At 71.5% G+C, this 22980-nt stretch carries 19 protein-coding genes, 3 pseudogenes and 1 riboswitch; of the genes and pseudogenes, 18 read left to right on the top strand and 4 right to left on the bottom strand.

The annotated features are described in order from the left end of the window. Positions 1–85: 85 nt before the first annotated feature. From NMK44_RS20480 to NMK44_RS20440, 9 genes and pseudogenes are all read left to right on the top strand, one after another. Positions 86–1279 carry a tyrosine-type recombinase/integrase gene (locus tag NMK44_RS20480; RefSeq protein WP_254745147.1) on the top strand — a complete coding sequence of 398 codons (1194 nt, stop codon included), beginning with the start codon at positions 86–88 and terminating at the stop codon, positions 1277–1279. Further along, the gene (locus NMK44_RS20475; RefSeq protein ID WP_254745146.1) at positions 1276–3912 is read left to right on the top strand and encodes a tyrosine-type recombinase/integrase; all 2637 of its coding nucleotides are present in this window, start codon (positions 1276–1278) and stop codon (positions 3910–3912) included. The genes NMK44_RS20480 and NMK44_RS20475 overlap by 4 nt, the downstream gene beginning before the upstream one ends. Continuing rightward, entirely contained in the window at positions 3909–4082 is a 174-nt protein-coding gene (locus NMK44_RS20470; RefSeq protein ID WP_254745145.1) for a hypothetical protein, read from the top strand. Before NMK44_RS20475 ends, NMK44_RS20470 begins: the two co-directional genes overlap by 4 nt. Beyond that, on the top strand, positions 4079–4675 hold the full coding sequence (locus NMK44_RS20465) for a DUF6262 family protein (RefSeq protein ID WP_254745144.1): 597 nt from the start codon (positions 4079–4081) through the stop codon (positions 4673–4675). The genes NMK44_RS20470 and NMK44_RS20465 overlap by 4 nt, the downstream gene beginning before the upstream one ends. 12 nt (positions 4676–4687) lie before the next feature. After that, positions 4688–5101, top strand: coding sequence for a hypothetical protein (locus NMK44_RS20460; protein WP_254745143.1), 414 nt, complete (start codon positions 4688–4690; stop codon positions 5099–5101). 162 nt (positions 5102–5263) lie between these two features. After that, positions 5264–5899, top strand: a pseudogene (locus NMK44_RS20455) (ATP-binding protein); the annotation flags it as partial. After that, complete coding sequence (gene dprA / locus NMK44_RS20450) at positions 5899–7203, top strand: DNA-processing protein DprA (protein ID WP_254745142.1); 1305 nt, start codon at positions 5899–5901, stop codon at positions 7201–7203. The pseudogene NMK44_RS20455 and the gene dprA, both read left to right, overlap by 1 nt. 129 nt (positions 7204–7332) lie before the next feature. Then, positions 7333–8166, top strand: coding sequence for an RNA polymerase sigma factor WhiG (whiG, locus tag NMK44_RS20445; protein WP_254745141.1), 834 nt, complete (start codon positions 7333–7335; stop codon positions 8164–8166). A gap of 93 nt (positions 8167–8259) precedes the next feature. Beyond that, the gene (locus tag NMK44_RS20440; protein ID WP_254745259.1) at positions 8260–8802 is read left to right on the top strand and encodes a TetR/AcrR family transcriptional regulator; all 543 of its coding nucleotides are present in this window, start codon (positions 8260–8262) and stop codon (positions 8800–8802) included. A 291-nt stretch (positions 8803–9093) separates the two neighbouring features. Here NMK44_RS20440 and NMK44_RS20435 read toward each other — a convergent pair. Beyond that, a pseudogene (locus tag NMK44_RS20435) lies at positions 9094–9612 on the bottom strand (peptidoglycan DD-metalloendopeptidase family protein); the annotation flags it as partial. Positions 9613–9970: 358 nt separating this feature from the next. On the opposite strand from NMK44_RS20435, the gene rpsB reads away from it, so the two are divergent. The 9 genes from rpsB (at position 9971) to NMK44_RS20390 (ending at position 19791) form a co-directional block, all read left to right on the top strand. Beyond that, on the top strand, positions 9971–10909 hold the full coding sequence (gene rpsB, locus NMK44_RS20430; protein ID WP_254745140.1) for a 30S ribosomal protein S2: 939 nt from the start codon (positions 9971–9973) through the stop codon (positions 10907–10909). Positions 10910–11008: 99 nt separating this feature from the next. Beyond that, positions 11009–11845, top strand: a complete 837-nt coding sequence (gene tsf, locus NMK44_RS20425) for a translation elongation factor Ts (protein WP_254745139.1) — start codon at positions 11009–11011, stop codon at positions 11843–11845. 154 nt (positions 11846–11999) lie between these two features. Next, a complete protein-coding gene (gene pyrH, locus NMK44_RS20420) occupies positions 12000–12782 on the top strand; it encodes a UMP kinase (RefSeq protein ID WP_254745138.1) in 783 nt (260 codons plus the stop codon). 104 nt (positions 12783–12886) lie between these two features. Then, on the top strand, positions 12887–13444 hold the full coding sequence (gene frr, locus NMK44_RS20415; RefSeq protein WP_176180391.1) for a ribosome recycling factor: 558 nt from the start codon (positions 12887–12889) through the stop codon (positions 13442–13444). After that, a complete protein-coding gene (locus tag NMK44_RS20410; protein WP_254745137.1) occupies positions 13444–14625 on the top strand; it encodes a phosphatidate cytidylyltransferase in 1182 nt (393 codons plus the stop codon). Before frr ends, NMK44_RS20410 begins: the two co-directional genes overlap by 1 nt. Positions 14626–14697: 72 nt before the next feature. After that, positions 14698–15804, top strand: coding sequence for a dual-specificity RNA methyltransferase RlmN (gene rlmN / locus NMK44_RS20405; RefSeq protein WP_254745136.1), 1107 nt, complete (start codon positions 14698–14700; stop codon positions 15802–15804). 51 nt (positions 15805–15855) lie between these two features. Further along, positions 15856–15960: riboswitch (TPP riboswitch) on the top strand. Further along, positions 15956–17026, top strand: a complete 1071-nt coding sequence (locus tag NMK44_RS20400; protein WP_254745134.1) for a thiamine ABC transporter substrate-binding protein — start codon at positions 15956–15958, stop codon at positions 17024–17026. (Overlaps the previous riboswitch by 5 nt.) 113 nt (positions 17027–17139) lie before the next feature. Continuing rightward, positions 17140–18753, top strand: coding sequence for an ABC transporter permease (locus NMK44_RS20395; protein ID WP_254745257.1), 1614 nt, complete (start codon positions 17140–17142; stop codon positions 18751–18753). Further along, positions 18754–19791 carry an ABC transporter ATP-binding protein gene (locus tag NMK44_RS20390; protein WP_254745132.1) on the top strand — a complete coding sequence of 346 codons (1038 nt, stop codon included), beginning with the start codon at positions 18754–18756 and terminating at the stop codon, positions 19789–19791. A 33-nt stretch (positions 19792–19824) separates the two neighbouring features. Here the strand turns inward: NMK44_RS20390 and NMK44_RS20385 are convergent, their stop codons facing one another. The 3 genes and pseudogenes from NMK44_RS20385 to NMK44_RS20375 form a co-directional block, all read right to left on the bottom strand. Further along, complete coding sequence (locus NMK44_RS20385; protein ID WP_254745130.1) at positions 19825–20943, bottom strand: LOG family protein; 1119 nt, start codon at positions 20941–20943, stop codon at positions 19825–19827. Between the two features lie 75 nt (positions 20944–21018). Continuing rightward, positions 21019–22254, bottom strand: coding sequence for a hypothetical protein (locus NMK44_RS20380; protein ID WP_254745128.1), 1236 nt, complete (start codon positions 22252–22254; stop codon positions 21019–21021). After that, positions 22236–22880: pseudogene (locus NMK44_RS20375) on the bottom strand (ABC transporter ATP-binding protein); the annotation flags it as partial. The gene NMK44_RS20380 and the pseudogene NMK44_RS20375, both read right to left, overlap by 19 nt. Between the last annotated feature and the right edge of the window lie 100 nt (positions 22881–22980).

The raw sequence follows: 22980 nt of genomic DNA, 5'->3' as shown, positions 1-22980 counted from the left end.
ACGCAGTTCTGGCGCGTCCCGTAGGTCTTTAGCTGACGGTTTGCTTCTGTTCGCCCTGTACGGGACGAATCGGAAGGAATGCCTTGTGCGAAGCACGCTGGTGCTGGAAGACCTGCGAGTCCAGAAGATCAGACGGGCCGACGGCAGCTGGTCGTTCTCGATCCTCTGGCCGGACTACTCGGTCGACGAAGAAGCCGAGAGCTATCTGCGCCTCTTCGACGGCTCGGGCTCCCAGGAGACCTACGCCTACTACCTCGTCGACCACCTTCGGTGGCGCATCCGCGAGGGCCTGACCACGGAGACGATCACGATCATGGACCTCCACCGCTACCAAGGGGCGGTCGGTGCGCAAGTGCCGATGCCGTACGGGCAACCGTGGCGAGTGCCGCCGAAGCGTCCGTACAGCACGTCGGCCCTGTCGGTCTCGGCGACGGTCCTGAAGCGCTTCTACCTGCACCAGTGCGTGAGGCGGGGCATCAACGGCGAGCTGCGTGAAGCGCTGAACGTCGAGCGGCTGCCCACCCAGACGGACCGCAAGAGGGCCTTCCTGGGGCACGTGATCACCTCAGTGCCGACGAACCCGCTGGCACCACGGCAGGGAACTCGCCGCCGGCATCCGAAGATGCTGCCCGACGGTGCCCGGCCGGAGCTGATGGGGGCGGTGAACACCGCCCGCGACGAGATGGTCGTGACCTGGCTGTCCGACACGACCCTGCGGATCGGCGGCCTGACCGGCCTGCACCTGGTCGACCTGCACCTGCGCGAGAACGCGGCCTGCGGCGAGTGCAAGAGCCCGCACGTCCACGTCTGCCACCGGCGGACCAACCCCAACCGAGCCATGGCGAAGAAGAAGGAGGACTGGCACATGACCGACGGCGTGATCACCGGCGGCGAGATCTACCGGGCGAGCCCGGCCATGGTCAGCGCCTACTTCAAGTACATGACGACGGAGTACGCGAAGTACGCGACGGGGCACGGCATGCTCCTGATCCAGCTGGCAGGCCCGCGGATCGGTGAGCCGTGGACGGCGGACGCGGCCCGCGGGGTGCTGCGGCGGGCCGGAAGGCGGGCCGAGCTGCCCGGCCGCATCAAACCGCACGCGTTCAGGCACACGACAACCTCGAAGATCCTCGACGTCACGGACAACGACAGCTGGGTGGCCAAGGAGGCCGGCAACTGGGCGTCGGTGCAGACCGTCGAAGAGGTCTACGGGCACCCCGACATGCACTCCCCGAAGTTCGTCTCCGCGCTGAAGACGGTCTGGGGTGAGGAGGCGTGAGCGAGCCCGTCCGCAGGCTGCTGCCCGTTGTCACCCCGGGCCATTCACCTACCCGGACCACTGGCGACCGTCTGGAGGTCCTGCATGCCCTGATGAAGGCGCCCGGCTTCGAGGAGTTGTTCGCCCAGGACGTGATCCGCATCCCGGAACAGCACGAGGCCTACGGGTGGATCTGCAGGGTCCCTCAGTGCCGGCGTGCTCAGGAGCCGGCCTGCTCACTCTGCGCCAACCACATCATCGAGTGGCGCAAGGCCCGCGCGGCCGGCGGCACACTTGCCGACTTCATGCGCACGGCCGAGCCGTTGATGCCTGTGGCCTGGTATCAGCCCGAGGACTGCACGATCTGCCCGGACATCCCGGCCTGGGCGTCCTCGCCGCTGTGCTTCCTGCATACCCAGCGGTGGCTTCAGCGCAAGGCGCACTGGAAGCGGCGGGGCAAGGAGGGCCAGCCGGACTACGAGGCGTTCCTCGCCTCGCAGCAGCCGTTCGTGCCCTTCGGGAAGTGCCGGGTGCTGGCCTGCCCGGACCTGGCGGAGAACCCGGTTGGGCTGTGTCAGCGTCACATCCGCCGCTACCGCAAGGCCGGCTGGCCCGGTGGGGCCCGGCTGCCGCGGAGTTGGGGCCGCTGGCTGGCGGACCGCGGCAAGACGATCCCGGTCCTCTACGACGACGAGCTGGCGTTCCGGAAGTGGTGCGCGGAAGCCGACCCGGCCCACCGGATGGACGGCAAGGTGTCCCTGCTGGGGCTGAAGCCGCTGGCGAAGGCCGAGATCCAGTGGTGCATGTTCCAGCGCACCCAGATGAAGGTCGAGGGAGGCCACTGGCCTCTGCCCTGGATCCAGTATCTCGCGGACGATTGCCGGAACCTGCAGGTCAACTCGCTGGCTGACCTGGACACAGAGGCGATGCGCAACTTCCCGGCGATGGTCGCCAAGGCGATGCTCCGCATGCTGCGGATGATCTACTTCACCCGCGAGGACACCAAGGACGCCGGCTACATCGAAACCGAGCACTTCGGGGTGAAGCTCGGCAGCCACGGCGGGCAGGTCGACCTGACCGGAACCACGCAGCGCTGGCTGAGAGATCTGCTCTGGGACCAGATGGCCGACCGGCTGGTGGCCTCCCCGCCCCGCAGCTCCAGTCCCTTCGACACCAACCGGCGCGGATGCGCGGAACTCAGCGCGTTCCTGGAGGCCCACGCGCCCCAGGGCGGTCATGATCCACGGCTCCTCGACGCCAGCCACATGATCGACTTCGTTGCCGACCAGCGCCACCGCGCAGAGCACGGGCTGCCGCCCCTGGCGGGGGACCGTCGCGACCACAGGCCGCCCCAGCCGGTCAGTCAGGGCATGATCTCCGGGTATTTCAACGGGATCCGCCGGACCTTGCGCAAGGCTCTGGAGACAGGGGACTGCGAGCGGCTGGGGCTGGACAGAGCGTTCGTTCTTGCCGTTCCAACACTCCAGAGGGTGAAGCGTCGTCGTCGCCCCTATCCGGACGACGTGGCCAAGGCCGTCGCGAACGAGGCCAATCTGCAGGCCCTGGACGCCCAGGACGTCGACGACCGCGGACTGCGCGATGCCTGGGAAGCCTTGGTTCTCACTGGCCGCCGCTGCCGCGAGGTGCTGGAACTGCGGCTGGAGTGCATCAGCCGGCTCGGCGGGCTTCCGATGTTTTGGTACGACGCGACGAAGGTCGGCAACTACGACGAGGCAATCCGCATCCCCGAACGCCTCTACCAGCGCATCGAGCGGCGCCAGGCGAAGACCGTCGACCGGTTCCTCGAACGTGAGGGCCGCGTCCCGACTCCGGACGAACGCGGCGTGATCGCGCTTTTCCCGAGCAGGAACTCCAACCGCCAGCACCTCAAGGGCGTCAGCTACGGCTGGTTCAACCGCCAGTTCCGGGACTGGATCGATTCCCTCACCGACATCCATGTCGTCACCCACCAGGCCCGTCACACCCTGGCCACGAACCTGCTCAAGAACGGGGCGAACCTCACCCACGTCAAGCGCTACCTCGGCCAGGTGTCCGAGGCGATGGCCGAGCACTACGTCCACATCGCCAACACCGACCAGCGGCTCGAAGACGCCCTCAACGCGATCTGGGTCACGGGCCCCGGCGCCCCGGAACCGGGAGTGGTGCTGTCCGGCGGCGAACCGATGACCCGCGAGCAGGCCGAGGCGATGATGATCGACCTCACCCGCAGGTCCACCCCGGCCGAGGGCGGTTTCTGCACCTTCCAGGTCGTGGTCGACGGCGGCGCCTGCCCCTGGCAGCTGGACTGCCACAACTGCGAGAAGTTCGTGATGTCCGGCGCCGACCTCGTCTACTGGCACCGCAAGCGTGAGCAGTGGCGGATGCTCGCCGAACGCGCGGGCGACCCCAAGGTCGCCGACTACCTCCATCAGCTCTTCGAGCCCACCGCCCGCGCGATCGACGGCCTGGAGAAGGCCCTGGCCGCCGTCGGCCTCCTGGACGAGGCCCTCGCCCTCGACCTGCGACGGCCCCAGGACTACTTCGGCCGCGTCTGGGCCACCGCCTTCCGTGCCAACGAACTCGCGCAGCACGAGGACCACGGCGACGACTTCGACGACGAGTACGACACCGACGAGACCGAGGACCTGTCATGACCAACGGCGGCTTCAGCACGCAGATCGTTCGCCGGCAGTTGGGACACCTCTGCGTCGAGTCGAGCGAGCTCTACATCCACGCGGACACCACCGCGGCGACCGAGTATGTCGAGAGCGGCGCGATCACCGTCATCGACACGAACCGGCCGGACGACGAGGTGACGCCGTGACCTCCGGACCCGGCCAGACCGAGGCGGCCATCGCCGCCCGCCGTCAACAGACCAAGGACAAGATCACCCGTGTCGAGAAGGCGATCGGACAGCTCCGCCGCGAACGCGGACGGCTCGCAGTGCGGGCCATCGCCGACCGGGCGGACGTGTCCGCCACGTTTCTCTACGAGAACCCCGACGCCCGCGCCCTCGTCCAGCAGGCCGTCACCGACAGCAAGAGCCGGCACGACCGGCGCACCGGCGAGAAGCACGAGCAGATCGAGGCGTCCTGGCGCGAGCGGGCCCTGAACGCCGAGGCCGAACTCAGCCGGACCCAGAACGAGGTCCTGGTCCAGCGACAGCGGATCGGTGAGCTCATGGGACAGCTCCGCGACATCGACCAGATGGTCCCCGGCGAGTCCGTCCAGCAACTCACCACCGCGAACACCACCCTCAAACGCCGCCTCCAGCAGGTGACCCAGGAGCACCGCAAGCTCCAAGAACGCCTCGAAGGCGCCCGCACCAACCTCCGCTTCGCCGACAAACGTATCGCCGACCTCGAAGCCCAAGTCCTCGAACTCCAGCAGACCGTCCCGGTCGGCGCCCGGCAGTGAAGGAACCCCGCCATGTTCGTTTACCACCTCGACAAGCCCATGGACCTCTGGGCTGACGACAACGACAGCGTCCTTCCACTCACCTACTGGCTGACCGACAACGTCCAGCCAGAGAAGGCCACTTGGCTCCTGGAGGCGACACTCGCCCTGGCCGACGCGGCACCGGCCGTCCGCTGGGACGGTGACATGCGGCACCTGCCCTTCGTCGACGTCGAAGCCGAGGACACCACCGGCGAACCCGCGCTGGTCGTCATCCAGCGGGACCCCGGCGCCGACTCGTTCGTGATCAGCCGCAGACCAGTGCCTTGGGCCGAGCGGCAGAGCAACCGGTGGCACGAAACCCGCACCCGCGACATCGGCGCCACCCCCTTCGTCATCCCAGACCAGAAGATCCCCGTCGACCCGCTCGCACCCACGCCGTTCTGACCTACCGCCCGTCGACTCGACTCCGGCATCAGACAAACAGACCCCAGGGACAGAAAGGACACAGCCTTGAACACCAGCACCCTCCAACGTCACGGACACATACGCGACGTGTCACCGCAGGTCAGGCCCAACACCGACGCTTCCGTACTCCCTAAGAGCAAGGAGGCACCGGAATTCAGCGGCCGGGCCCTGGACGCGCTGCGGCAACCCCTGGAATCGGGCCATGTGGTGGTGGCCCGCTCCGGAGGCATGATGCGGATGCCCGCCCGCTTCCTGCTGATGCTGGCCGCCAACCCCTGTCCATGCGGGCGCCACGCCCTCATGGGTGAGGGCTGCGAATGCACACCCGTGATGGTGCGCCGCTATCAGGCGCGGCTGTCCGGACCGCTGCTGGACCGGGTGGATCTGCGGGTCCACGTCGAGGCGGTCACCCGGGCCGAGCTGACCGGGGCACACGGTCTGGCCGAGAGCACCGCGTCCGTCGCCGCCCGGGTGCATGGGGCCCGGGAGCGCGCCGCGGCCCGGCTGGCGGACACCCCCTGGCGGCTCAACAGCGAGGTCCCGGGCCATGAACTGCGCACCCGCTGGCAGCCCTGCTCCGGGGCGCTGCGCGAGGCCGAGCGTGACATGGAGCGCGGACTGCTCACCGCGCGGGGGCTGGACCGGGTGCTGAGGGTCGCCTGGACCGTCGCCGATCTGGCCGGACATGACCGGCCGCTGGCGTCGGACGTCGCCCAGGCGCTCCAGCTGCGCACCGGGGTCAGGCGGGGTGTGCCGGTCGGGGCGGGGGAGCGCTGATGGCCGTGCGCCCGGCCACCGGTGGTCCACCGGAGCCGGGAGCGGGGGACGGCCCTGGGGCAGGGGACGTCCCCGGTGCGGGGGACGGCTCCGGGGTGGCGGAGCCGGGAGACCGTCGGGGGGTGAGTGAGGAGGAGCGGCTGGCCCGCGCCGCACTCACCCGCCTGGTGGAACCCGGTGATACGACGGCGGGGCGCTGGCTGCGCCGGATGGGCCCGGTGGCGCTGCGCCGGGCGCTCAGCGGGCAGGGCCCGCCGCCGCCCGGGGCCGGCCGGGAACGGCTGGCCGGATGCGCACTGCGGGCCGCCGGGCTGGACCCGGCGGCGGACCTCGCCAGGGCCGCCGGGCGCGGTGGACGGTTCCTGTGCCCGGGCGACCGGGAGTGGCCCGGTCAGCTCGATGACCTCGGGGACGCTCGCCCGGTCGGGTTATGGGTGCGCGGGCCGGCCTCCTTGCGGATATGGGCGCTGCGCTCGGTCGCCCTGGTGGGTGCGCGGGCGTGCAGCGACTACGGCGCCCATGTCGCCGCGACGCTCGCCGCGGGGCTCAGCGAGCGCGGATGGGTGGTGGCCTCCGGAGCGGCGCACGGGGTGGACGGCGCGGCCCACCGCGGGGCGCTCGCGGCGGGCGGCGCCACCATCGCCGTCCTGGCCTCGGGAGTGGATGTCCCCTATCCGCGTGGTCACACCGAGTTGATCGAGCGCATCGCGGAACAGGGTCTGGTGGTCGCCGAGTTGCCGCCCGGAGCGCATCCCACCCGCAGCCGCTTCGTGCTCCGCAACCGGGTCATCGCCGCGCTGACCCGCGGCACGGTGGTGGTCGAGGCCCAGTACCGCAGCGGTTCCCTGGTCACCGCGCGCCGGGCCCGGGATCTCGGCCGTTTCACCATGGGGGTACCGGGGCCTGTCACCAGCGGGCTCTCCGCGGGAGTGCATGAACTGCTGTGCGGTGAGGCCGTGGTGGTCACCGACGCCGATGAAGTGGCCGAGCTGATCGGAGGCATCGGCGAGCTCGCCCCGGAGAAGAGGGGCCCGCTCGTCGAGCGGGACGTGCTCGATCCCGTGACGGCACGGGTGCTGGAAGCGTTGTCGGCACAGGGTGGCAACGACCTGCGGGAGGTGGCCCGGGAATCCGGGTCCGGCTGCGATGAGACCCTGAGTCGGCTCTATGAGCTGCTCGCTTTGGGATTCGTCGAACGCCGTGGCGATCGCTGGGAGTTGGTCCCTCCGGCGCGCCGGAACGGCGGTGTACGGCGAGGCGGTCCCCCGAATCGGGGCAATCGGGTGAAAGGGTTGGGGCGATGACCGTATCCGCACACCGCCGAGCCGACAGCCTTTGCATACCGCGATGGTCCGATCACGCTACGCTCACAGGGTTTCCGGCGGAAGCGCACGTCCTCACCCATGTCATGGCAGAACGGCTCAAGGCGACGAATGCCCCAGCACATCTCCGGGTCTGACCGCACGGCGCCGACCGCTGCCCACGGCGCGGTGCGGCCGGCCGCACCGTCTTCGCTCGACGAGCTGTGGCGGTCGTACAAGACCACGGGCGACGGCCGGCTGCGGGAGCAGCTGATCCTGCACTACTCGCCCCTGGTGAAATATGTGGCCGGGCGGGTCAGCGTGGGCCTGCCCTCCAATGTCGAACAGGCGGACTTCGTCTCGTCCGGCGTCTTCGGACTCATCGACGCCATCGAGAAGTTCGACCCCGAGCGGTCCATCAAGTTCGAGACCTATGCGATCACCCGGATCCGGGGCGCGATGATCGACGAACTCAGGGCGCTGGACTGGATCCCGCGCTCGGTCCGCCAGAAGGCCAGGGCGGTCGAGCGGGCCTACGCCACCCTCGAGGCGGCGCTGCGCCGCACCCCCTCGGAGGCCGAGGTGGCCGCCGAGATGGACATCGGCCTGGATGAACTGCACGGGGTCTTCAGTCAGTTGTCCCTGGCCAATGTGGTCGCCCTGGAAGAGCTGCTGCACGTCGGCGGTGAGGGCGGCGACCGGCTCAGCCTCATGGACACCCTCGAGGACACCGCCGCGGACAACCCCGTCGAGGTGGCCGAGGACCGTGAGCTGCGCAGACTGCTCGCCCGCGCCATCAACACCCTTCCCGAACGGGAGAAGACCGTGGTCACCCTCTACTACTACGAGGGGCTCACCCTCGCCGAGATCGGCCAGGTCCTCGGGGTCACGGAGAGCCGGGTCAGCCAGATCCACACCAAGTCGGTGCTCCAGCTGCGGGCCAAACTCGCCGACGTCGGACGCTGAATCGTCCCTCCACCATCGCCTCCGCGGCGGCCTTTTTCGTACAGTGGTCGGGTGCCCAGGATTCGAGCGGCCTCAGTGGCCGAGCACCGGACGATGCAGCGCGGCGCCCTGCTGGAGGCCGCCCGCTCCCTGCTGTCCGAGGGCGGTACGGAGGCGTTGACCTTCCCCGCCCTCGCCGAGCGCACGGGCCTCGCGCGGTCTTCCGTCTACGAATACTTCCGCTCCCGCGCGGCCGTGGTCGAGGAGCTGTGCGCCGTCGACTTCCCGGTCTGGGCCGCCGAGGTCGAGGCCGCCATGGAGCGGGCCGACACACCCGAAGCGAAGATCGAAGCGTATGTCCGCCGGCAGCTGGCGCTCGTCGGCGACCGCCGCCACCGGGCCGTGGTGGCCATCTCGGCCGGTGAGCTGGACGCCGGAGCCCGGGAGAAGATCCGTGCCGCGCACGGTGGGCTGATCGCCATGGTGGTCGAGGCCCTCGGCGCCCTGGGCCACCAGCAGCCCCGGCTGACGGCCATGCTCCTCCAGGGGGTCGTGGACGCGGCGGTCCGCCGTATCGAGCTCGGCGCGGCCGAGGACCCCGAGGCGATCACTGAGGCCGCGGTCGCCATGGCCCTGGACGGCGTCGCCCGCCACTGATCCGCGCGGCCGCGCGGCGGCTCGCCCGCGGACCCCGCGCCTGCGGCGTCCGTCGCCGGGCCGCAGGCGGCAGTGGGCCCAGGCGGAGGCCGCGGCCAGGAGTGTGGCCGGCAGGAGGCCGGCCCATCCGGCGGGGGAGATCGCCACGGCGTCCGGGGCGTCCGGGACGCCGAACACCGGAAGCAGACGGGACGGCCCGCCGCGCAGCATCCATGGCGGCAGGAGCGACAGCGGGTCGAGATAGCGGTCCCCACGCCGCAGCCCCCAGTGCAGACAGCCTTCCGGACAGTGGAACGGCCCCGGCCGCACCACCCCGACCACCTGTCCGGCCGCGACGCGCTCGCCCTTCTTCACCAGCGCGCGCACCGGCTCATAGGTCGTCCGCAGGGGAGGTGTGCCGGTCCCGGACAGTTCGATGGTGAGCACCTCGCGGCCCGCGACCGGACCGGCGAACGCCACGCGGCCCGCGGCCGCCGCCCGCACCCGCTGCCCCGCGCGCGCCGCGAGATCGACACCGCGGTGCCCGGCGGCCCACGGCACCGGAGGCGGCCGCCAGCCCCTCAGCACGGTGGGCCGCGCCGCTCCCGGACCGTCCACCGGCCACGCCCGCCCGCCCTCACCGTGATCATCGGCGGGCCCGTCCCGCCCCGGAGCGTGGTCGGCGGGAACCGCGCGCCCGAGCCCCTTCCCCGGCACCCGGTGCCCGGCCGGGGCGGCCCCCGAACCCGAGTCCGAATCCGCGACCGCTCCCGGCCCCGCCGCCACCCCCGGCGCCGGGCCGGAGGCGGCCGCCGCCGCGGGCCACCACATCAGGACGCACAGGGCGAGCGCCCACCACTCCACAAGCCTTCGCATGCCTCCCACCGTGTCCCGGGAACCCGGATCGGGTGGATCATGGAGCGGATCCGGGTACTACTCACTGGTTGTGGACAGCGCCGTCACCCGGCACCGCACCGGTCCCGTACACTTCTTATGGCGATCCGGGTCACCGGATCGACTTCGCACGCCCCGCCACCGGTGCCCCGATCTCCCATCGGACAGCACGGCGGCCGCGCCCCTCGGTCCTCGGACGAGCCTCTCAAGGCCCCGTCCGTGGCAGGCGCGCCGGGGCGTCAGGCGCGGCGGCCACCCGGTCACCGCGGAACCGAGTACCTCAAGGAGTACGGCCATGGCCGTCGTCACGATGCGGGAGCTGCTGGAGAGCGGCGTCCACTTCGGGCACCAGACCCGCCGCTGGAACCCGAAGATGAAGCGCTTCATCTTCACCGAGCGCAACGGCATCTACATCATCGACCTGCTCCAGTCGCTGTCGTACATCGACCGCGCCTACGAGTTCGTCAAGGAGACCGTCGCGCACGGCGGCTCCATCATGTTCGTCGGCACGAAGAAGCAGGCGCAGGAGGCCATCGCCGAGCAGGCGACCCGCGTCGGCATGCCGTACGTCAACCAGCGCTGGCTGGGCGGCATGCTCACCAACTTCTCGACCGTCTACAAGCGTCTGCAGCGCCTGAAGGAGCTCGAGCAGATCGACTTCGAGGATGTGGCCGCCTCCGGCCTCACCAAGAAGGAGCTCCTGGTCCTCTCCCGCGAGAAGGCCAAGCTGGAGAAGACCCTCGGCGGTATCCGCGAGATGCAGAAGGTGCCGAGCGCCGTCTGGATCGTGGACACCAAGAAGGAGCACATCGCCGTCGGTGAGGCGCGCAAGCTCCGGATCCCGGTCGTCGCGATCCTCGACACCAACTGCGACCCCGACGAGGTCGACTACAAGATCCCGGGCAACGACGACGCGATCCGCTCCGTCACCCTGCTCACCCGCGTGATCGCCGACGCCGTCGCCGAGGGCCTCATCGCCCGCTCCGGCGTCGCCACCGGTGACGAGAAGGCCGACAAGGCCGCGGGCGAGCCGCTGGCCGAGTGGGAGCGTGACCTGCTCGAGGGCGAGAAGAAGGCCGACGAGTCCGAGGCCGCCAAGCCGGCCGAGGCCGCCGCTGACAAGCCCGCCGAGGCTGCCGCCGAGAAGCCGGCCGAGGACGCCGCCGAGAAGCCGGCCGAGGACGCCGCCGAGAAGCCCGCCGAGGCCCCGGCCGCGGACGCCGAGCAGGGCTGATCCACGCAGACGGTGTACGACGGCGGGGGATGGTGCGCAGGCGCCGCCCCCGCCGTTCACCCGTAGAGCTTTCGACTTTCGAGAAGAGATTCACAGATCATGGCGAACTTCACCGCCGCTGACGTCAAGAAGCTCCGTGAGCTGACCGGCGCCGGCATGATGGACTGCAAGAAGGCGCTGGACGAGGCCGAGGGCAACGTCGACAAGGCCGTCGAGATCCTGCGCGTCAAGGGCCAGAAGGGCGTGGCCAAGCGCGAGAGCCGCAGCGCCGAGAACGGTGCCGTCGTCTCCCTGATCGCCGACGACAAGACCTCGGGCGTCCTGGTCGAGCTGAAGTGCGAGACCGACTTCGTGGCCAAGGGCGACAAGTTCGTCGCCGTCGCCGACGCGATCGCCGCGCACGTCGCCAAGACCTCCCCGGCCGACCTGGAGACGCTGCTCGCCTCCGAGATCGAGTCCGGCAAGACCGTCCAGGCGTTCGTGGACGAGGCCAACGCCACCCTCGGCGAGAAGATCGTCCTCGACCGCTTCGCGCAGTTCTCCGGCGGCTACGTCGCCGCGTACATGCACCGCACCAGCCCGGACCTGCCCCCGCAGGTCGGCGTCCTGGTCGAGCTGGACAAGGAGAACGCCGAGGTCGCCAAGGACATCGCGCAGCACATCGCCGCCTTCGCGCCGAAGTTCCTCAGCCGCGACGCGATCGACGCCGAGACCGTCGAGAACGAGCGCCGGGTCGCCGAGGCCACCGCTCGTGAGGAGGGCAAGCCCGAGGCCGCCCTGCCGAAGATCGTCGAGGGTCGCGTCACCGGCTTCTTCAAGGAGAACGTCCTGGTCGACCAGGCGTTCGCCAAGGACAACAAGAAGACCGTCCAGAAGGTTCTGGACGAGGCCGGTGTCTCGCTGAAGCGCTTCGCCCGTTTCCGCGTCGGCGTCTGAGCCGAGCAGCGAATGACCGGCGACCCCGATAGGGTCGTAGGCAGCCAACCGTCAACCGGTCGGCCGCAGATGTGACGAGGAGGCCATTGCCGCAGAGGTCGTACCAGGACCGTCCGGCAATGGCCTTCTTCGTATGTGCACGAGGAGATCTCCAATGAATCACGGCGCGGACGCCAAACAGGCCGCCGACGACAAGCACGCGCGCGGCACAGCCCCACATGGCCGGTTCCTGCTGAAGCTGTCCGGCGAGGCGTTCGCCGGAGGCGGGGGACTCGGTGTCGACCCCGATGTCGTGCACGCCATCGCGCGCGAGGTGGCCGCCGTGGTCCGGGACGGCGCGGAGATCGCGATCGTCATCGGCGGCGGCAACTTCTTCCGCGGGGCGGAGCTCCAGCAGCGCGGGATGGACCGGGCGCGCTCGGACTACATGGGCATGCTCGGCACGGTCATGAACTGCCTGGCGCTCCAGGACTTCCTGGAGAAGGAGGGCATCGACTCCCGGGTCCAGACCGCCATCACCATGGGCCAGGTCGCGGAGCCGTACATTCCGCTGCGGGCGGTGCGCCACCTGGAGAAGGGGCGCGTGGTCATCTTCGGCGCGGGCATGGGCATGCCGTACTTCTCCACGGACACCACCGCCGCCCAGCGCGCCCTGGAGATCGACGCCGAGGCCCTGCTGATGGGCAAGAACGGGGTCGACGGGGTCTATGACTCCGACCCGGCCCGCAACCCGGACGCGGTGAAGTTCGACGCGCTGGAGTACGGCGAGGTGATCACCCGCGACCTCAAGGTCGCCGACGCCACCGCGATCACCCTGTGCCGCGACAACAAGCTGCCGATCCTGGTGTTCGAACTCCTTGCCGAGGGCAACATCGCGCGTGCGGTGAAGGGTGAGAAGATCGGCACGCTCGTGAGTGACCAGGGCTCCCGGGCCTGACGGCTCGAACGGGGGATGGACAACGGCCTGCCGGTCGGACACCGTGCAGGAGAAGACGCACGCAGGGGCGAGGCTCTGCCTACGGATAACACCAGGAGCAAGTGGTGATCGAAGAGATCCTCCTCGAGGCCGAGGAGAAGATGGAGAAGGCCGTTGTGGTCGCCAAGGAGGACTTCGCCGCGATCCGCACCGGGCGTGCGCACCCGGCGATGTTCAACAAGATCGTGGCGGACTACTACGGTGCGCTGACGCCGATCAACCAGCTGGCGTCGTTCTCGGTGCCGGAGCCGCGGATGGCCGTGGTGACCCCGTTCGACAAGAGCGCGCTGCGCAATATCGAGCAGGCGATCCGTGACTCCGACCTGGGCGTCAACCCCAGCAACGACGGCAATATCATCCGGGTGGTGTTCCCGGAGCTCACCGAGCAGCGCCGCAAGGAGTTCATCAAGGTCGCCAAGGGCAAGGGCGAGGACGCGAAGATCTCGATCCGCAGCGTCCGCCGCAAGGCCAAGGAGTCCATCGACAAGCTGATCAAGGACGGCGAGGTCGGCGAGGACGAGGGCCGGCGCGCCGAGAAGGAGCTCGACGACACCACCGCGAAGTACGTCGCGCAGGTGGATGAGCTGCTCAAGCACAAGGAAGCCGAGCTGCTCGAGGTCTGATGAACGACTCTTCCTGGGGGGCCCCGCCGCGCGCCGGACTCCGGGCACCCGCCGATCAGGGCACCTCCCCCGGCTACGGCTGGGAGGTGCCCCCTTCTTCGGCGGGTCCCGTGCACGAGGTGGGCGAAGCGGCGCACACTCGCCCCATGCCCACCGTGCCGCACGCAGGCGGCGAACCCGGCGATGCCGCCGACCGTGACCGGGGGGCCGCCGGACCGGGCGGTCCTCTCTTCCGCGACGAGCGGGAGCGGCGGCCCGGCCCCGGGCAGCCCGCCGGGCGTCCTCCGACGCCTTCCGACCCCGCACCCGATCCGGCGCGCTCCGACGACGCCGCGCGGAGCACCGGTGGCGGGCAGGCGAAGAAGAAGAGCGCGGGCCGGAACCTGCGTGCCGCGATAGGGGTGGGCGTCGGCCTCGGTGTGGTCATCGTGGCCTCGCTCTTCATCTACAAGCCGGTGTTCATCGGCGTCATAGCGGTCGCCGTGGTCGTCGGGCTCTGGGAGCTGACCTCACGGCTGGCCGAGCGCAAGGACATCCGGGTGCCGCTCGCGCCGCTCGCCGTCGGCGGCGTCGCCATGGTCGTCGCGGGATATGTGCGCGGCGCCCAGGGCGCCTGGGTGGCGGTGGCGCTCACGGCCCTCGCGGTGCTGGTGTGGCGGATGACCGAACCGCCGGACAACTACCTCCGGGACGTCACGGCCGGTGTCTTCGCCGCCTTCTACGTACCGTTCCTGGCCACCTTCGTGGCCCTCATGCTCGACACCGACGACGGTGCGTGGCGGGTGCTCACCTTCCTGCTGCTGACCGTGGTGAGCGACACCGGCGCCTACGCGGTCGGCTGGCGCTTCGGCAAGCATCCGCTCGCGCCGCGGATCAGCCCGGGGAAGACCCGTGAGGGGCTGATGGGCGCGGTGGCGTTCGCCATGGTCGCGGGCGCGCTGTGCATGCAGTTCCTGATCGACGGCGGCGCGTGGTGGCAGGGGCTGCTGCTCGGCCTGGCCGTCGCGGTCAGCGCGACCCTCGGTGACCTCGGTGAATCCATGATCAAGCGCGATCTGGGCATCAAGGACATGGGCAAGCTGCTGCCCGGCCACGGCGGGATCATGGACCGGCTGGATTCGCTGCTGCCCACCGCGCCGGTGGTGTGGCTGCTGCTGGTGATCTTCGTCGGCGGAGGCTGACCGCCCCCGCCGAGCGGCCCCGCGCCCCGGGCGGCGCGGGGCCCTTCGTACGTCTGCGACACTGGGTGAACCATGCCTAAGCCCGGAGAACTCACTTTCGTCGCGCCGCGCGGGGCCAAGAAGCCCCCGCGGCACCTTGCCGACCTCACCCCCGCCGAGCGCCGCGAGGCCGTCTCCGCCCTGGGGGAGAAGCCCTTCCGGGCCGGTCAGGTGTCGCGCCACTACTTCGCGCGGTACACCGACGATCCGGCCCAGTGGACGGACATCCCCGCCGCCTCGCGCGAGAAGCTGGCCGGGGAGCTGCTCCCGGAGCTGATGAGCGTGGTGCGTCACATCAGCTGTGACGACGACACGACCCGCAAGACCCTGTGGCGGCTGTTCGACGGCACGCTGGTGGAGTCCGTGCTGATGCGCTACCCGGACCGGGTCACCATGTGCATCAGCTCACAGGCGGGCTGCGGGATGAACTGCCCGTTCTGCGCCACCGGCCAGGCGGGTCTGGACCGCAATCTGTCCACCGCCGAGATCGTGCACCAGATCGTCGACGGGATGCGGGCCCTGCGGGACGGCGAGATCCCCGGCGGTCCGGCCCGGCTGTCCAACATCGTCTTCATGGGCATGGGCGAGCCGCTGGCCAACTACAACCGGGTGGTCGGTGCCATCCGCAGGCTCACCGACCCCGAGCCGGACGGTCTTGGGCTGTCCCAGCGCGGGATCACCGTCTCCACCGTCGGACTGGTTCCGGCGATGCTGCGCTTCGCCGACGAGGGCTTCAAGTGCCGGCTCGCGGTCTCCCTGCACGCCCCCGACGACGAGCTGCGCGACACCCTCGTTCCGGTCAACACCCGCTGGAAGGTCCGCGAGGTCCTGGACGCCGCGTGGGAGTACGCGGAGAAGTCCGGCCGCCGGATCTCCATCGAGTACGCCCTGATCAAGGACATCAACGACCAGGCGTGGCGGGCCGATCTGCTCGGGCGGCTGCTCAAGAACCGCCGGGTGCACGTCAACCTCATCCCGCTCAACCCCACGCCCGGCTCCCAGTGGACGGCCTCCCGCCCCGAGGACGAGAAGGCGTTCGTGGCGGCCCTGGAAGCGCACGGTGTGCCGGTGACCGTCCGGGACACCCGGGGGCAGGAGATCGACGGAGCCTGCGGGCAGCTGGCGGCCACGGAGCGCTGAACGGCGGCTGATACGGTGCCTTCGCGAAACATCGCACCGTCGTACAAATGAACATTCCGACAGGGGAGCGCCCAGGGCGCTGAGAGTGCGGCACGGCCGCAGACCCTCGGACCTGATCCGGGTCATACCGGCGTAGGGAGTCAGCATCAGCATGAACAGCCACCTCCGGCGTGCCATCGGCACGGCCCTCCTCGGTTCGCTCGGACTCATAGCCCTCGCGGGCTGCGGTGAGGACTCCGGGGGCCCCGGCGGCGCCGACTCCAAGACCGTCACCCTGGTCTCGCACAACTCCTTCGCGGTGTCCAAGGCGGTGCTCGCGGAGTTCACCGAGAAGACCGGCTACAAGGTGCGCAGACAGACCGGCGGCGACGCGGGCTCGGCCGTCAACCAGGCCATCCTGTCCAAGGACCACCCGCAGGGCGATGTCTTCTTCGGTGTCGACAACACCCTGCTCTCCCGCGCCCTCGACCATGACCTGTTCACGCCGTACCGGGCCAAGGACCTGGACAGGGTCCCGGCCGAGTTCCAACTCGACGCCGGTGAGCACCGCGTCACCCCGGTCGACTACGGCGACATCTGCGTCAACTACGACCGCGCGTACTTCGCCGACAAGAAGCTGGCGCCGCCGCGGACCTTCGCGGACCTCACCAAGCCCGCCTACAAGAACCTGCTGGTCACCGAGAACGCGGCCACGTCCTCCCCCGGTCTCGGCTTCCTGCTCGGCACCGCCGCCCGGTACGGCGACGAGGGCTGGAAGGGCTACTGGAAGAAGCTGCGGGCCAACGGGGTCGAGGTCGTCGACGGCTGGGAGCAGGCGTACTTCGACCGCTTCTCCGGCGGCGGCAAGGGCGACAAGCCGCTCGTCGTCTCCTACGCCTCCAGCCCGCCCGCGGGGGTGGCGGACCTCAAGACCAAGCCCGCCAAGGCTCCGACCGGAGTGGCCACGGGAACCTGTTTCCGGCAGGTGGAATTCGCCGGGCTGCTGAACGGCGCGTCCAACACCAAGGGCGGCAAGGCGCTGCTGGACTTCCTGCTGAGCAAGCGGTTCCAGGCGGACGTCCCGCTGAGCATGTACGTCAACCCGGCGCGCGAGGACGTCAAGCTGCCGGAGCTCTTCACCCGGTACGGGGTCGAGATCGCCGACCCGGCGACCCTCTCCCCGCAGAAGATCTCCAAGAACCGTGAGCCGTGGGTCAAGGCATGGTCCTCGCTCGTCCTGTAGGAACCGCCTCCGAGAAGACCACCGGGGACACCGGGAGCACCGGGGCCGCCGGGGAGGCCCGGGAGGTCGGGCCGCCGCGCGATCCGCGCGGTGCGGCGCTGCGGCTGGCCCTGATGGCCGTGCCCCTCGCCTTCTTCGGGATCTTCTTCGCCTATCCGGTGGCCGCCATCGTCACCCGGGGCCTGCGCACCGACGGCCGGTGGCGGTTCGGCCGGATCCCGGAGGTGGTGAGCGACCCGGCCGTGGTGGACGTCCTGTGGTTCACCGCCTGGCAGGCCGCCGCCTCCACCGCCCTCACCCTGCTGATCGCCCTGCCCGGCGCGTATGTCTTCGCCCGCTTCGCCTTCCCGGGCAAGGGGCTGCTGCGCGCCGTCGTCACGGTGCCGTTCGTCCTGCCGACCGTCGTCGTGGGCTCCGCCTTCCTGGCGCTGCTGGGCCGCGGCGGACTGCTGGACGAGCTGTGGGGGGTGCGGCTGGACACCTCGGTCTGGGCGATCCTCCTCGCCCATGTCTTCTTCAACTACGCCGTGGTGGTACGGACCGTGGGCGGGCTGTGGGCCCAGCTCGACCCGCGCCAGGAGGAGGCCGCGCGGATGCTCGGCGCGAGCCGTCTGAGCGCATGGCGGCGGGTCACCCTGCCCGCGCTGGCGCCCGCCGTGGCCGCCGCCGCCCTGATGGTCTTCCTCTTCACCTTCACCTCCTTCGGGGTGGTGCAGATCCTCGGCGGCCCGCACTACGCCACCTTGGAGGTGGCGATCTACCGGGAGACGGCGCAGCTTCTCGACCTGCCGACCGCGGCCGTGCTCAGCCTCGTCCAGTTCGCCGCGGTCGGCGGCGTCCTGGCCCTGCACGCGTGGACCGTACGGCGCCGGGAGGGCGCGCTGCGGCTGGTCGATCCGGCCCGCACCGCCCGCCGCCCCCAGGGCCCGGCGCAGTGGGCACTGCTGGGAAGCGTGCTCGCGGTCGCCGCGCTGCTGATCCTGACCCCGCTCGCGGTGCTGGTGGAACGCTCGCTCAACGGGCCCGACGGCTACGGGTTCGACTCCTACCGCGCGCTCCAGTCGGCGGCCGACAGCGGCGGCACGTTCTTCGTGGCCCCCCTGGAGGCCGTCGGGAACTCCCTGCGGTACGCGGCCGTCGCCACCGTCATCGCCCTGGTCGTGGGCGGCCTCGCGGCCGCCGCCCTCACCCGGCGGGCGGGCAGGCTGGTGCGGGGCTTCGACGCGCTGCTGATGCTGCCGCTGGGCACCTCGGCCGTCACCGTCGGCTTCGGTTTCCTCATCGCCCTGGACGAACCGCCACTGGATCTGCGCGCCTCCTGGATGCTGGTGCCGCTGGCACAGGCCCTGGTGGGCGTGCCGTTCGTGGTGCGGACCATGCTGCCGGTGCTGCGGGCGGTGGACCACCGGCTGCGCGAGGCGGCGGCCGTGCTGGGCGCCTCCCCGCTGCGCGTCTGGCGGGAGGTGGACCTGCCGCTGGTGGGACGGGCGCTGGCGGTGGCGGCGGGCTTCGCGTTCGCGGTGTCGCTGGGCGAGTTCGGGGCGACGGTGTTCATCTCCCGGCCCGACCACCCGACCCTGCCGGTGGCCGTCGCCCGCTTCCTGGGCCGCGCCGGTGAACTCAGCTACGGCCAGGCGATGGCCCTGAGCACGATCCTCATGCTGGTCTGCGCCGCGTCCCTGGTGGCGCTGGAACGCATCCGCACCGACCGTTCCGGGGAGTTCTGAATGGCACTGCTGCGCTGTGACGGGGTGTCGGTCAGGTTCGGCCGTCATGACGCCCTGGACGCCGTGGACCTGGCGGTCGCCGAGCACGAGACGGTGTGTGTGCTCGGACCGAGCGGCAGCGGCAAGTCCACCCTGCTGCGGGTGGTGGCCGGGCTCCAGCGCGCCGACGCGGGACGGGTGTGGCTCGCGGACCGCGACCAGACCGGCGTCCCCGCGCACCGGCGCGGCGTGGGCCTGATGTTCCAGGACCACCAGCTCTTCCCGCAGCGCGATGTGGGCGGCAATGTCGCCTTCGGGCTGCGGATGCGCCGGACCGGGCGTACGGAGACCGAGCGCACCGTCGCCGAACTGCTGGACCTGGTCGGGCTGCCCGGCGCCCAGCGGCGCGCCGTCGACTCGCTGTCCGGCGGTGAGCAGCAGCGGGTGGCGCTGGCCCGGGCCCTGGCCCCGCGGCCCCGGCTGCTGATGCTCGACGAGCCGCTGGGCCAGCTCGACCGCGGGCTGCGCGAGCGGCTGGTGGTCGAACTGCGCGAGCTCTTCGGCCGGTTGGGGACCACCGTGCTCGCGGTCACCCATGACCAGGGGGAGGCGTTCGCGCTGGCCGACCGGGTGGTGGTGATGGACCGCGGCCGGATCGCGCAGAGCGGCACCCCGCTGGAGGTGTGGCAGCGGCCCGTGAGCGAGTTCGTCGCCCGCTTCCTCGGCTTCGACAACGTGGTCGGGGCGACCGTGCGGGACGGTGTCGCCGAAACCCCCTGGGGCAGGCTGCCGGTACCGCCCGGCACCCGGCCCGGAGCGTGCCGGCTGCTGGTCCGCCCCGCGGGGGTGCGGCTGACCGGGCCCCGGGAGGGGCTGGAGTGCACGGTGGCCGCGCGCACCTTCCGCGGGGACCACGTGGCGCTCGTCCTCCGGCCGTCGGACAGCGACGCCCCCCGCCTGGAGGCGTCGTGCGCGCTGCGCGACGCCCCCGGGACGGGGGAGCGGGTCGGGGCCGCCTTCGAGGCGGCGGAGGTCGTGGTGCTGGAGCGGGACGGCTGACGCCCGCCCAGCCCGTCAGCCCCGCCCAGCCCCTCAGCCCCGCAGTGCCGCCAGTGCGTCCGGCGCCTCGTCCACCGAATCCACCAGCGCGATGCGGGACTTCATCGGCCGGCCCTCCGCGAGGGCTTCCAGCAGCGGCCACGTCGGCAGCCGCCGTGTCCAGTGGTCGCGGTCCACGAGCACCATCGGGGTCGGCTCACCGCGCGACTCGTAGTAGTTCGGCGTGGCGTTGTCGAAGATCTCCTGAACGGTCCCCGCCGCGCCCGGCAGGAAGACCACGCCCGCGGTGGACCGTGCCAGCAGGCCGTCCTCACGGGTGGCGTTGGCGAAGTACTTCGCGATGTGCGAGGCGAACGCGTTCGGCGGCTCATGGCCGTAGAACCAGGTGGGGATGCCGACCGAGGTGCCGCCCTCCGGCCAGCGCTCCCGCACCGCGAACGCCATCTCGGCCCAGCCGCCGATGGACGGGCTGAACGACGGTGCCTTGGCGAGGAGTTCCAGCGCCTCGTCCAGCATCGGATCGGCGAACGGCGCCGCGTAGGCACCCAGGTTGGCCGCCTCCATGGCGCCCGGACCGCCGCCGGTGGCGACCGTCAGCCCCGCCCGGGCCAGGGTGCGGCCGAGCCGGGCGGCGCCCGCGAAGCCGTCCGATCCGCGCTCCAGCGCGTGGCCGCCCATCACGCCCACCACCGGGGTGCCGACGAGGAGTTCGTCGAGGGCGTCGGAGACCGCGTCGTCATGGACGGCGCGCAGCATCGAACCGAAGATGTCGCCGTCCGCCTTGGTCCGCTGGAACCAGGTGTAGGCCAGCGCGTCCGGCGTGCCCTCGTAGCCCTCCGCGGCCAGGCCCTCGAACAGCTCCGCCGCGGAGTAGAGCGTGCCGCGGTACGGATCGAACGGCAGGTCCGGCACCGGCGGAAAGACCAGCGCGCCCCCGGCCCGCACCTTCGCCGCGGCCTCGGGGTCCATCGGACAGCCCAGGAAGACGGCCTCGGCGCTCTTGGTGGAGAGCAGCGCGGAGGTACGGTCCGTCAGATCGACGGACTGGACCCGGAAACCGGCCAGCGTGCCGCGTGCCACGACCCGGTCGAACTCCTCGAGGGATTCGATCTCCCGGTCGGGCGCGGTGGAGGAAGCGTCATCGGTCTGCATCGCGACATGCTAATCACACCGCGCCGGACCGTCTGCTTCCGCGATCACACCCCCGCCCCAGCGGTGCCACCGGTCTCACTGGCTCATCGGCATCGTGGTGAGATGCGCCACCGCCCACGTCAGCGGGGACAGCAGCGCCACCAGGGCCGCCGCGCGCACCGCGGCGGCGCCCCGCAGCAGCCGGGACGGCGCGCCCAGACGCAGCAGGGCGTCGGTGGTGCGCCGCCGCGCCGCCCGCGCCTCCAGCGCCGCCGTGACGGTGGTGGCCAGTGCGCACACCACGACCAGCGCCGCTCCCAGGACGGTGAGCGGGCCGAGCAACTGGTCCCCAGAGCGCCCGGATCCGGTGCCGTCCAGCCGCGCCACGGCGTACCCGGAGGCGGCGATCGCGCACAGCACCCCGACCGGGCGGCCGAGCAGCCCGGCCTCCTGCTGGAGGACCCGCCCCGCCAGCAGCCGCAGCGCGCCCGGCCGCCCCACGGCCAGCAGCCAGCCGCACAGATGGGTCAGCCCCGGTCCGGCCAGCACCAGTCCGGCCATGGTCAGCGCCCAGCCGCCCACCACTCCGGGCGGGGTGTCGCCGAGCCGTCCCGGCAGGTGGAACAGGGCGTCATGACGGGGTGCCGCGCCGCTGCCCGCGTACGCCTCCAGCGCCAGCCCGGCCGCCGTCAGGGCGATGCCCCACGGCAGACCGGAGGTCGAGCGGTCCGGGAGGGGCCCGACCGGGCCGGTGGCGACCGGCGGCACGGTGCTCCGCCGGGCCTCGGCGGCGGTCCGCCGGTCACCGGGCTGCCGCGGCCACAGCACCGCCGCGCACACCGCGCCCGCGACCACCGGGACCAGCGCCACCAGGATGATCGCCCCGGCCAGCGGCAGCGGCCGCCCGGCGCCGAGCGCCCGGTCCGCGGCGCCGCTGCCCGCCCACTCCAGCCAGGAACCGCCGAGCCCGCCCCGCAGATGCAGGAAGGCCAGCAGGGCGAGACCGGATCCGGCCGCGCAGGACAACGTCGCGCCGGTGGCCGCGAGCAGCGCCGAGCGGGCCGGGCCGAGGCCGGCCGCGGAGAGTCCGGACGGCGGGCGGCTGATCGGATCGGCACGCGCGACGGCCACCGTCAGATGGACGGTGGCGGCCAGCGGCACCAGGCACCACAGCAGCCGTGCCACCCCGCCCCGGGGATCGGTGGGATGGCCGGCCGCGAACCCGAGCGCGCTCAGCAGCAGGAAGCCGGTGCCCGCGGCGGCGAGGACGACCAGCGCCCTGCGCAGCAGGACGGCCGGACGGGAACCGCGGGCTAGGCGGAGACTGAGCACGCCGCCCTGCCCTCCTCCTCGGAGGCGGGCGACGAGCCCGCCCGGCGGCCGTCCACCAGGGCGACCGTGCGGTCGGCGAGGGTGGCCACCTCCTCGTCCTGGGTGGCCAGCACCACGGTGATGCCGAGGGAGCGCGCCGCCGAGGTGAGGGTGCGCAGCACCTGGCCGCGGTCGGCGCGGTGCAGCGGCGCGGTGGGCTCGTCCGCGAAGAGCACCGAGGGGGTGGCGGCCAGCGCACGGGCGATGGCGATCCGCTGGCGCTGGGCCTGCACCAGTCCGGCCGGGCGGATCCGGGCGCACTCGCCGACGTCCAGCCGGTCCAGCCATTCGAGGGCGGCGCTCTTGGCGGTGCGCCGGGCGGTGCCGCTCAGCAGCAGCGGCAGCGCCGCGTTCTCCCAGGCGGTCAGCTCGGGGACGAGATGAGGCTCGGTGCCGATCCAGCCGAAGCGCGCACCGCGCAGCCGCTCGCGGTCCAGCGCGGGGAGGCGGTGCACGGCGACCTCGCCGAACCACACCTCGCCGTGGTCCGGGACGAGCTGGCCCGACAGACACCGCAGCAGGGTGGTCTTCCCGCAGCCGCGCGGGCCGGTGACCCCCAGGATCTCCCCCTCCCGCGCGCCGACGGAGACACCGAGGAGGGCGGGCGAACCGCCGTAGGCGTACGACAGGGTGCGTGCCCGGAGCACATCATCGTTGTCCGGCGGAGCCACCATCCAGAGCACCTCG

It is taken from the genome of Streptomyces cucumeris (genome assembly GCF_024295805.1).
GTDB classification, from domain to species: domain Bacteria; phylum Actinomycetota; class Actinomycetes; order Streptomycetales; family Streptomycetaceae; genus Streptomyces; species Streptomyces cucumeris.
Note: the sequence above shows the minus strand (reverse complement) of the source record. Positions and strands in the feature narration are given on the sequence as shown.

What these genes read in the sequence shown, in the direction of transcription:
- NMK44_RS20385 (WP_254745130.1), bottom strand. Translation starts at nt 20,943, where the DNA reads ATGCAGACCGATGACGCTTCCTCCACCGCGCCCGACCGGGAGATCGAA.
- NMK44_RS20395 (WP_254745257.1), top strand. Translation starts at nt 17,140, where the DNA reads ATGGCCGTGCCCCTCGCCTTCTTCGGGATCTTCTTCGCCTATCCGGTG.
- NMK44_RS20460 (WP_254745143.1), top strand. Translation starts at nt 4,688, where the DNA reads ATGTTCGTTTACCACCTCGACAAGCCCATGGACCTCTGGGCTGACGAC.
- NMK44_RS20440 (WP_254745259.1), top strand. Translation starts at nt 8,260, where the DNA reads ATGCAGCGCGGCGCCCTGCTGGAGGCCGCCCGCTCCCTGCTGTCCGAG.
- NMK44_RS20470 (WP_254745145.1), top strand. Translation starts at nt 3,909, where the DNA reads ATGACCAACGGCGGCTTCAGCACGCAGATCGTTCGCCGGCAGTTGGGA.
- NMK44_RS20400 (WP_254745134.1), top strand. Translation starts at nt 15,956, where the DNA reads ATGAACAGCCACCTCCGGCGTGCCATCGGCACGGCCCTCCTCGGTTCG.
- rlmN (WP_254745136.1), top strand. Translation starts at nt 14,698, where the DNA reads ATGCCTAAGCCCGGAGAACTCACTTTCGTCGCGCCGCGCGGGGCCAAG.
- NMK44_RS20390 (WP_254745132.1), top strand. Translation starts at nt 18,754, where the DNA reads ATGGCACTGCTGCGCTGTGACGGGGTGTCGGTCAGGTTCGGCCGTCAT.
- rpsB (WP_254745140.1), top strand. Translation starts at nt 9,971, where the DNA reads ATGGCCGTCGTCACGATGCGGGAGCTGCTGGAGAGCGGCGTCCACTTC.
- pyrH (WP_254745138.1), top strand. Translation starts at nt 12,000, where the DNA reads ATGAATCACGGCGCGGACGCCAAACAGGCCGCCGACGACAAGCACGCG.
- tsf (WP_254745139.1), top strand. Translation starts at nt 11,009, where the DNA reads ATGGCGAACTTCACCGCCGCTGACGTCAAGAAGCTCCGTGAGCTGACC.
- whiG (WP_254745141.1), top strand. Translation starts at nt 7,333, where the DNA reads ATGCCCCAGCACATCTCCGGGTCTGACCGCACGGCGCCGACCGCTGCC.
- dprA (WP_254745142.1), top strand. Translation starts at nt 5,899, where the DNA reads ATGGCCGTGCGCCCGGCCACCGGTGGTCCACCGGAGCCGGGAGCGGGG.
- NMK44_RS20410 (WP_254745137.1), top strand. Translation starts at nt 13,444, where the DNA reads ATGAACGACTCTTCCTGGGGGGCCCCGCCGCGCGCCGGACTCCGGGCA.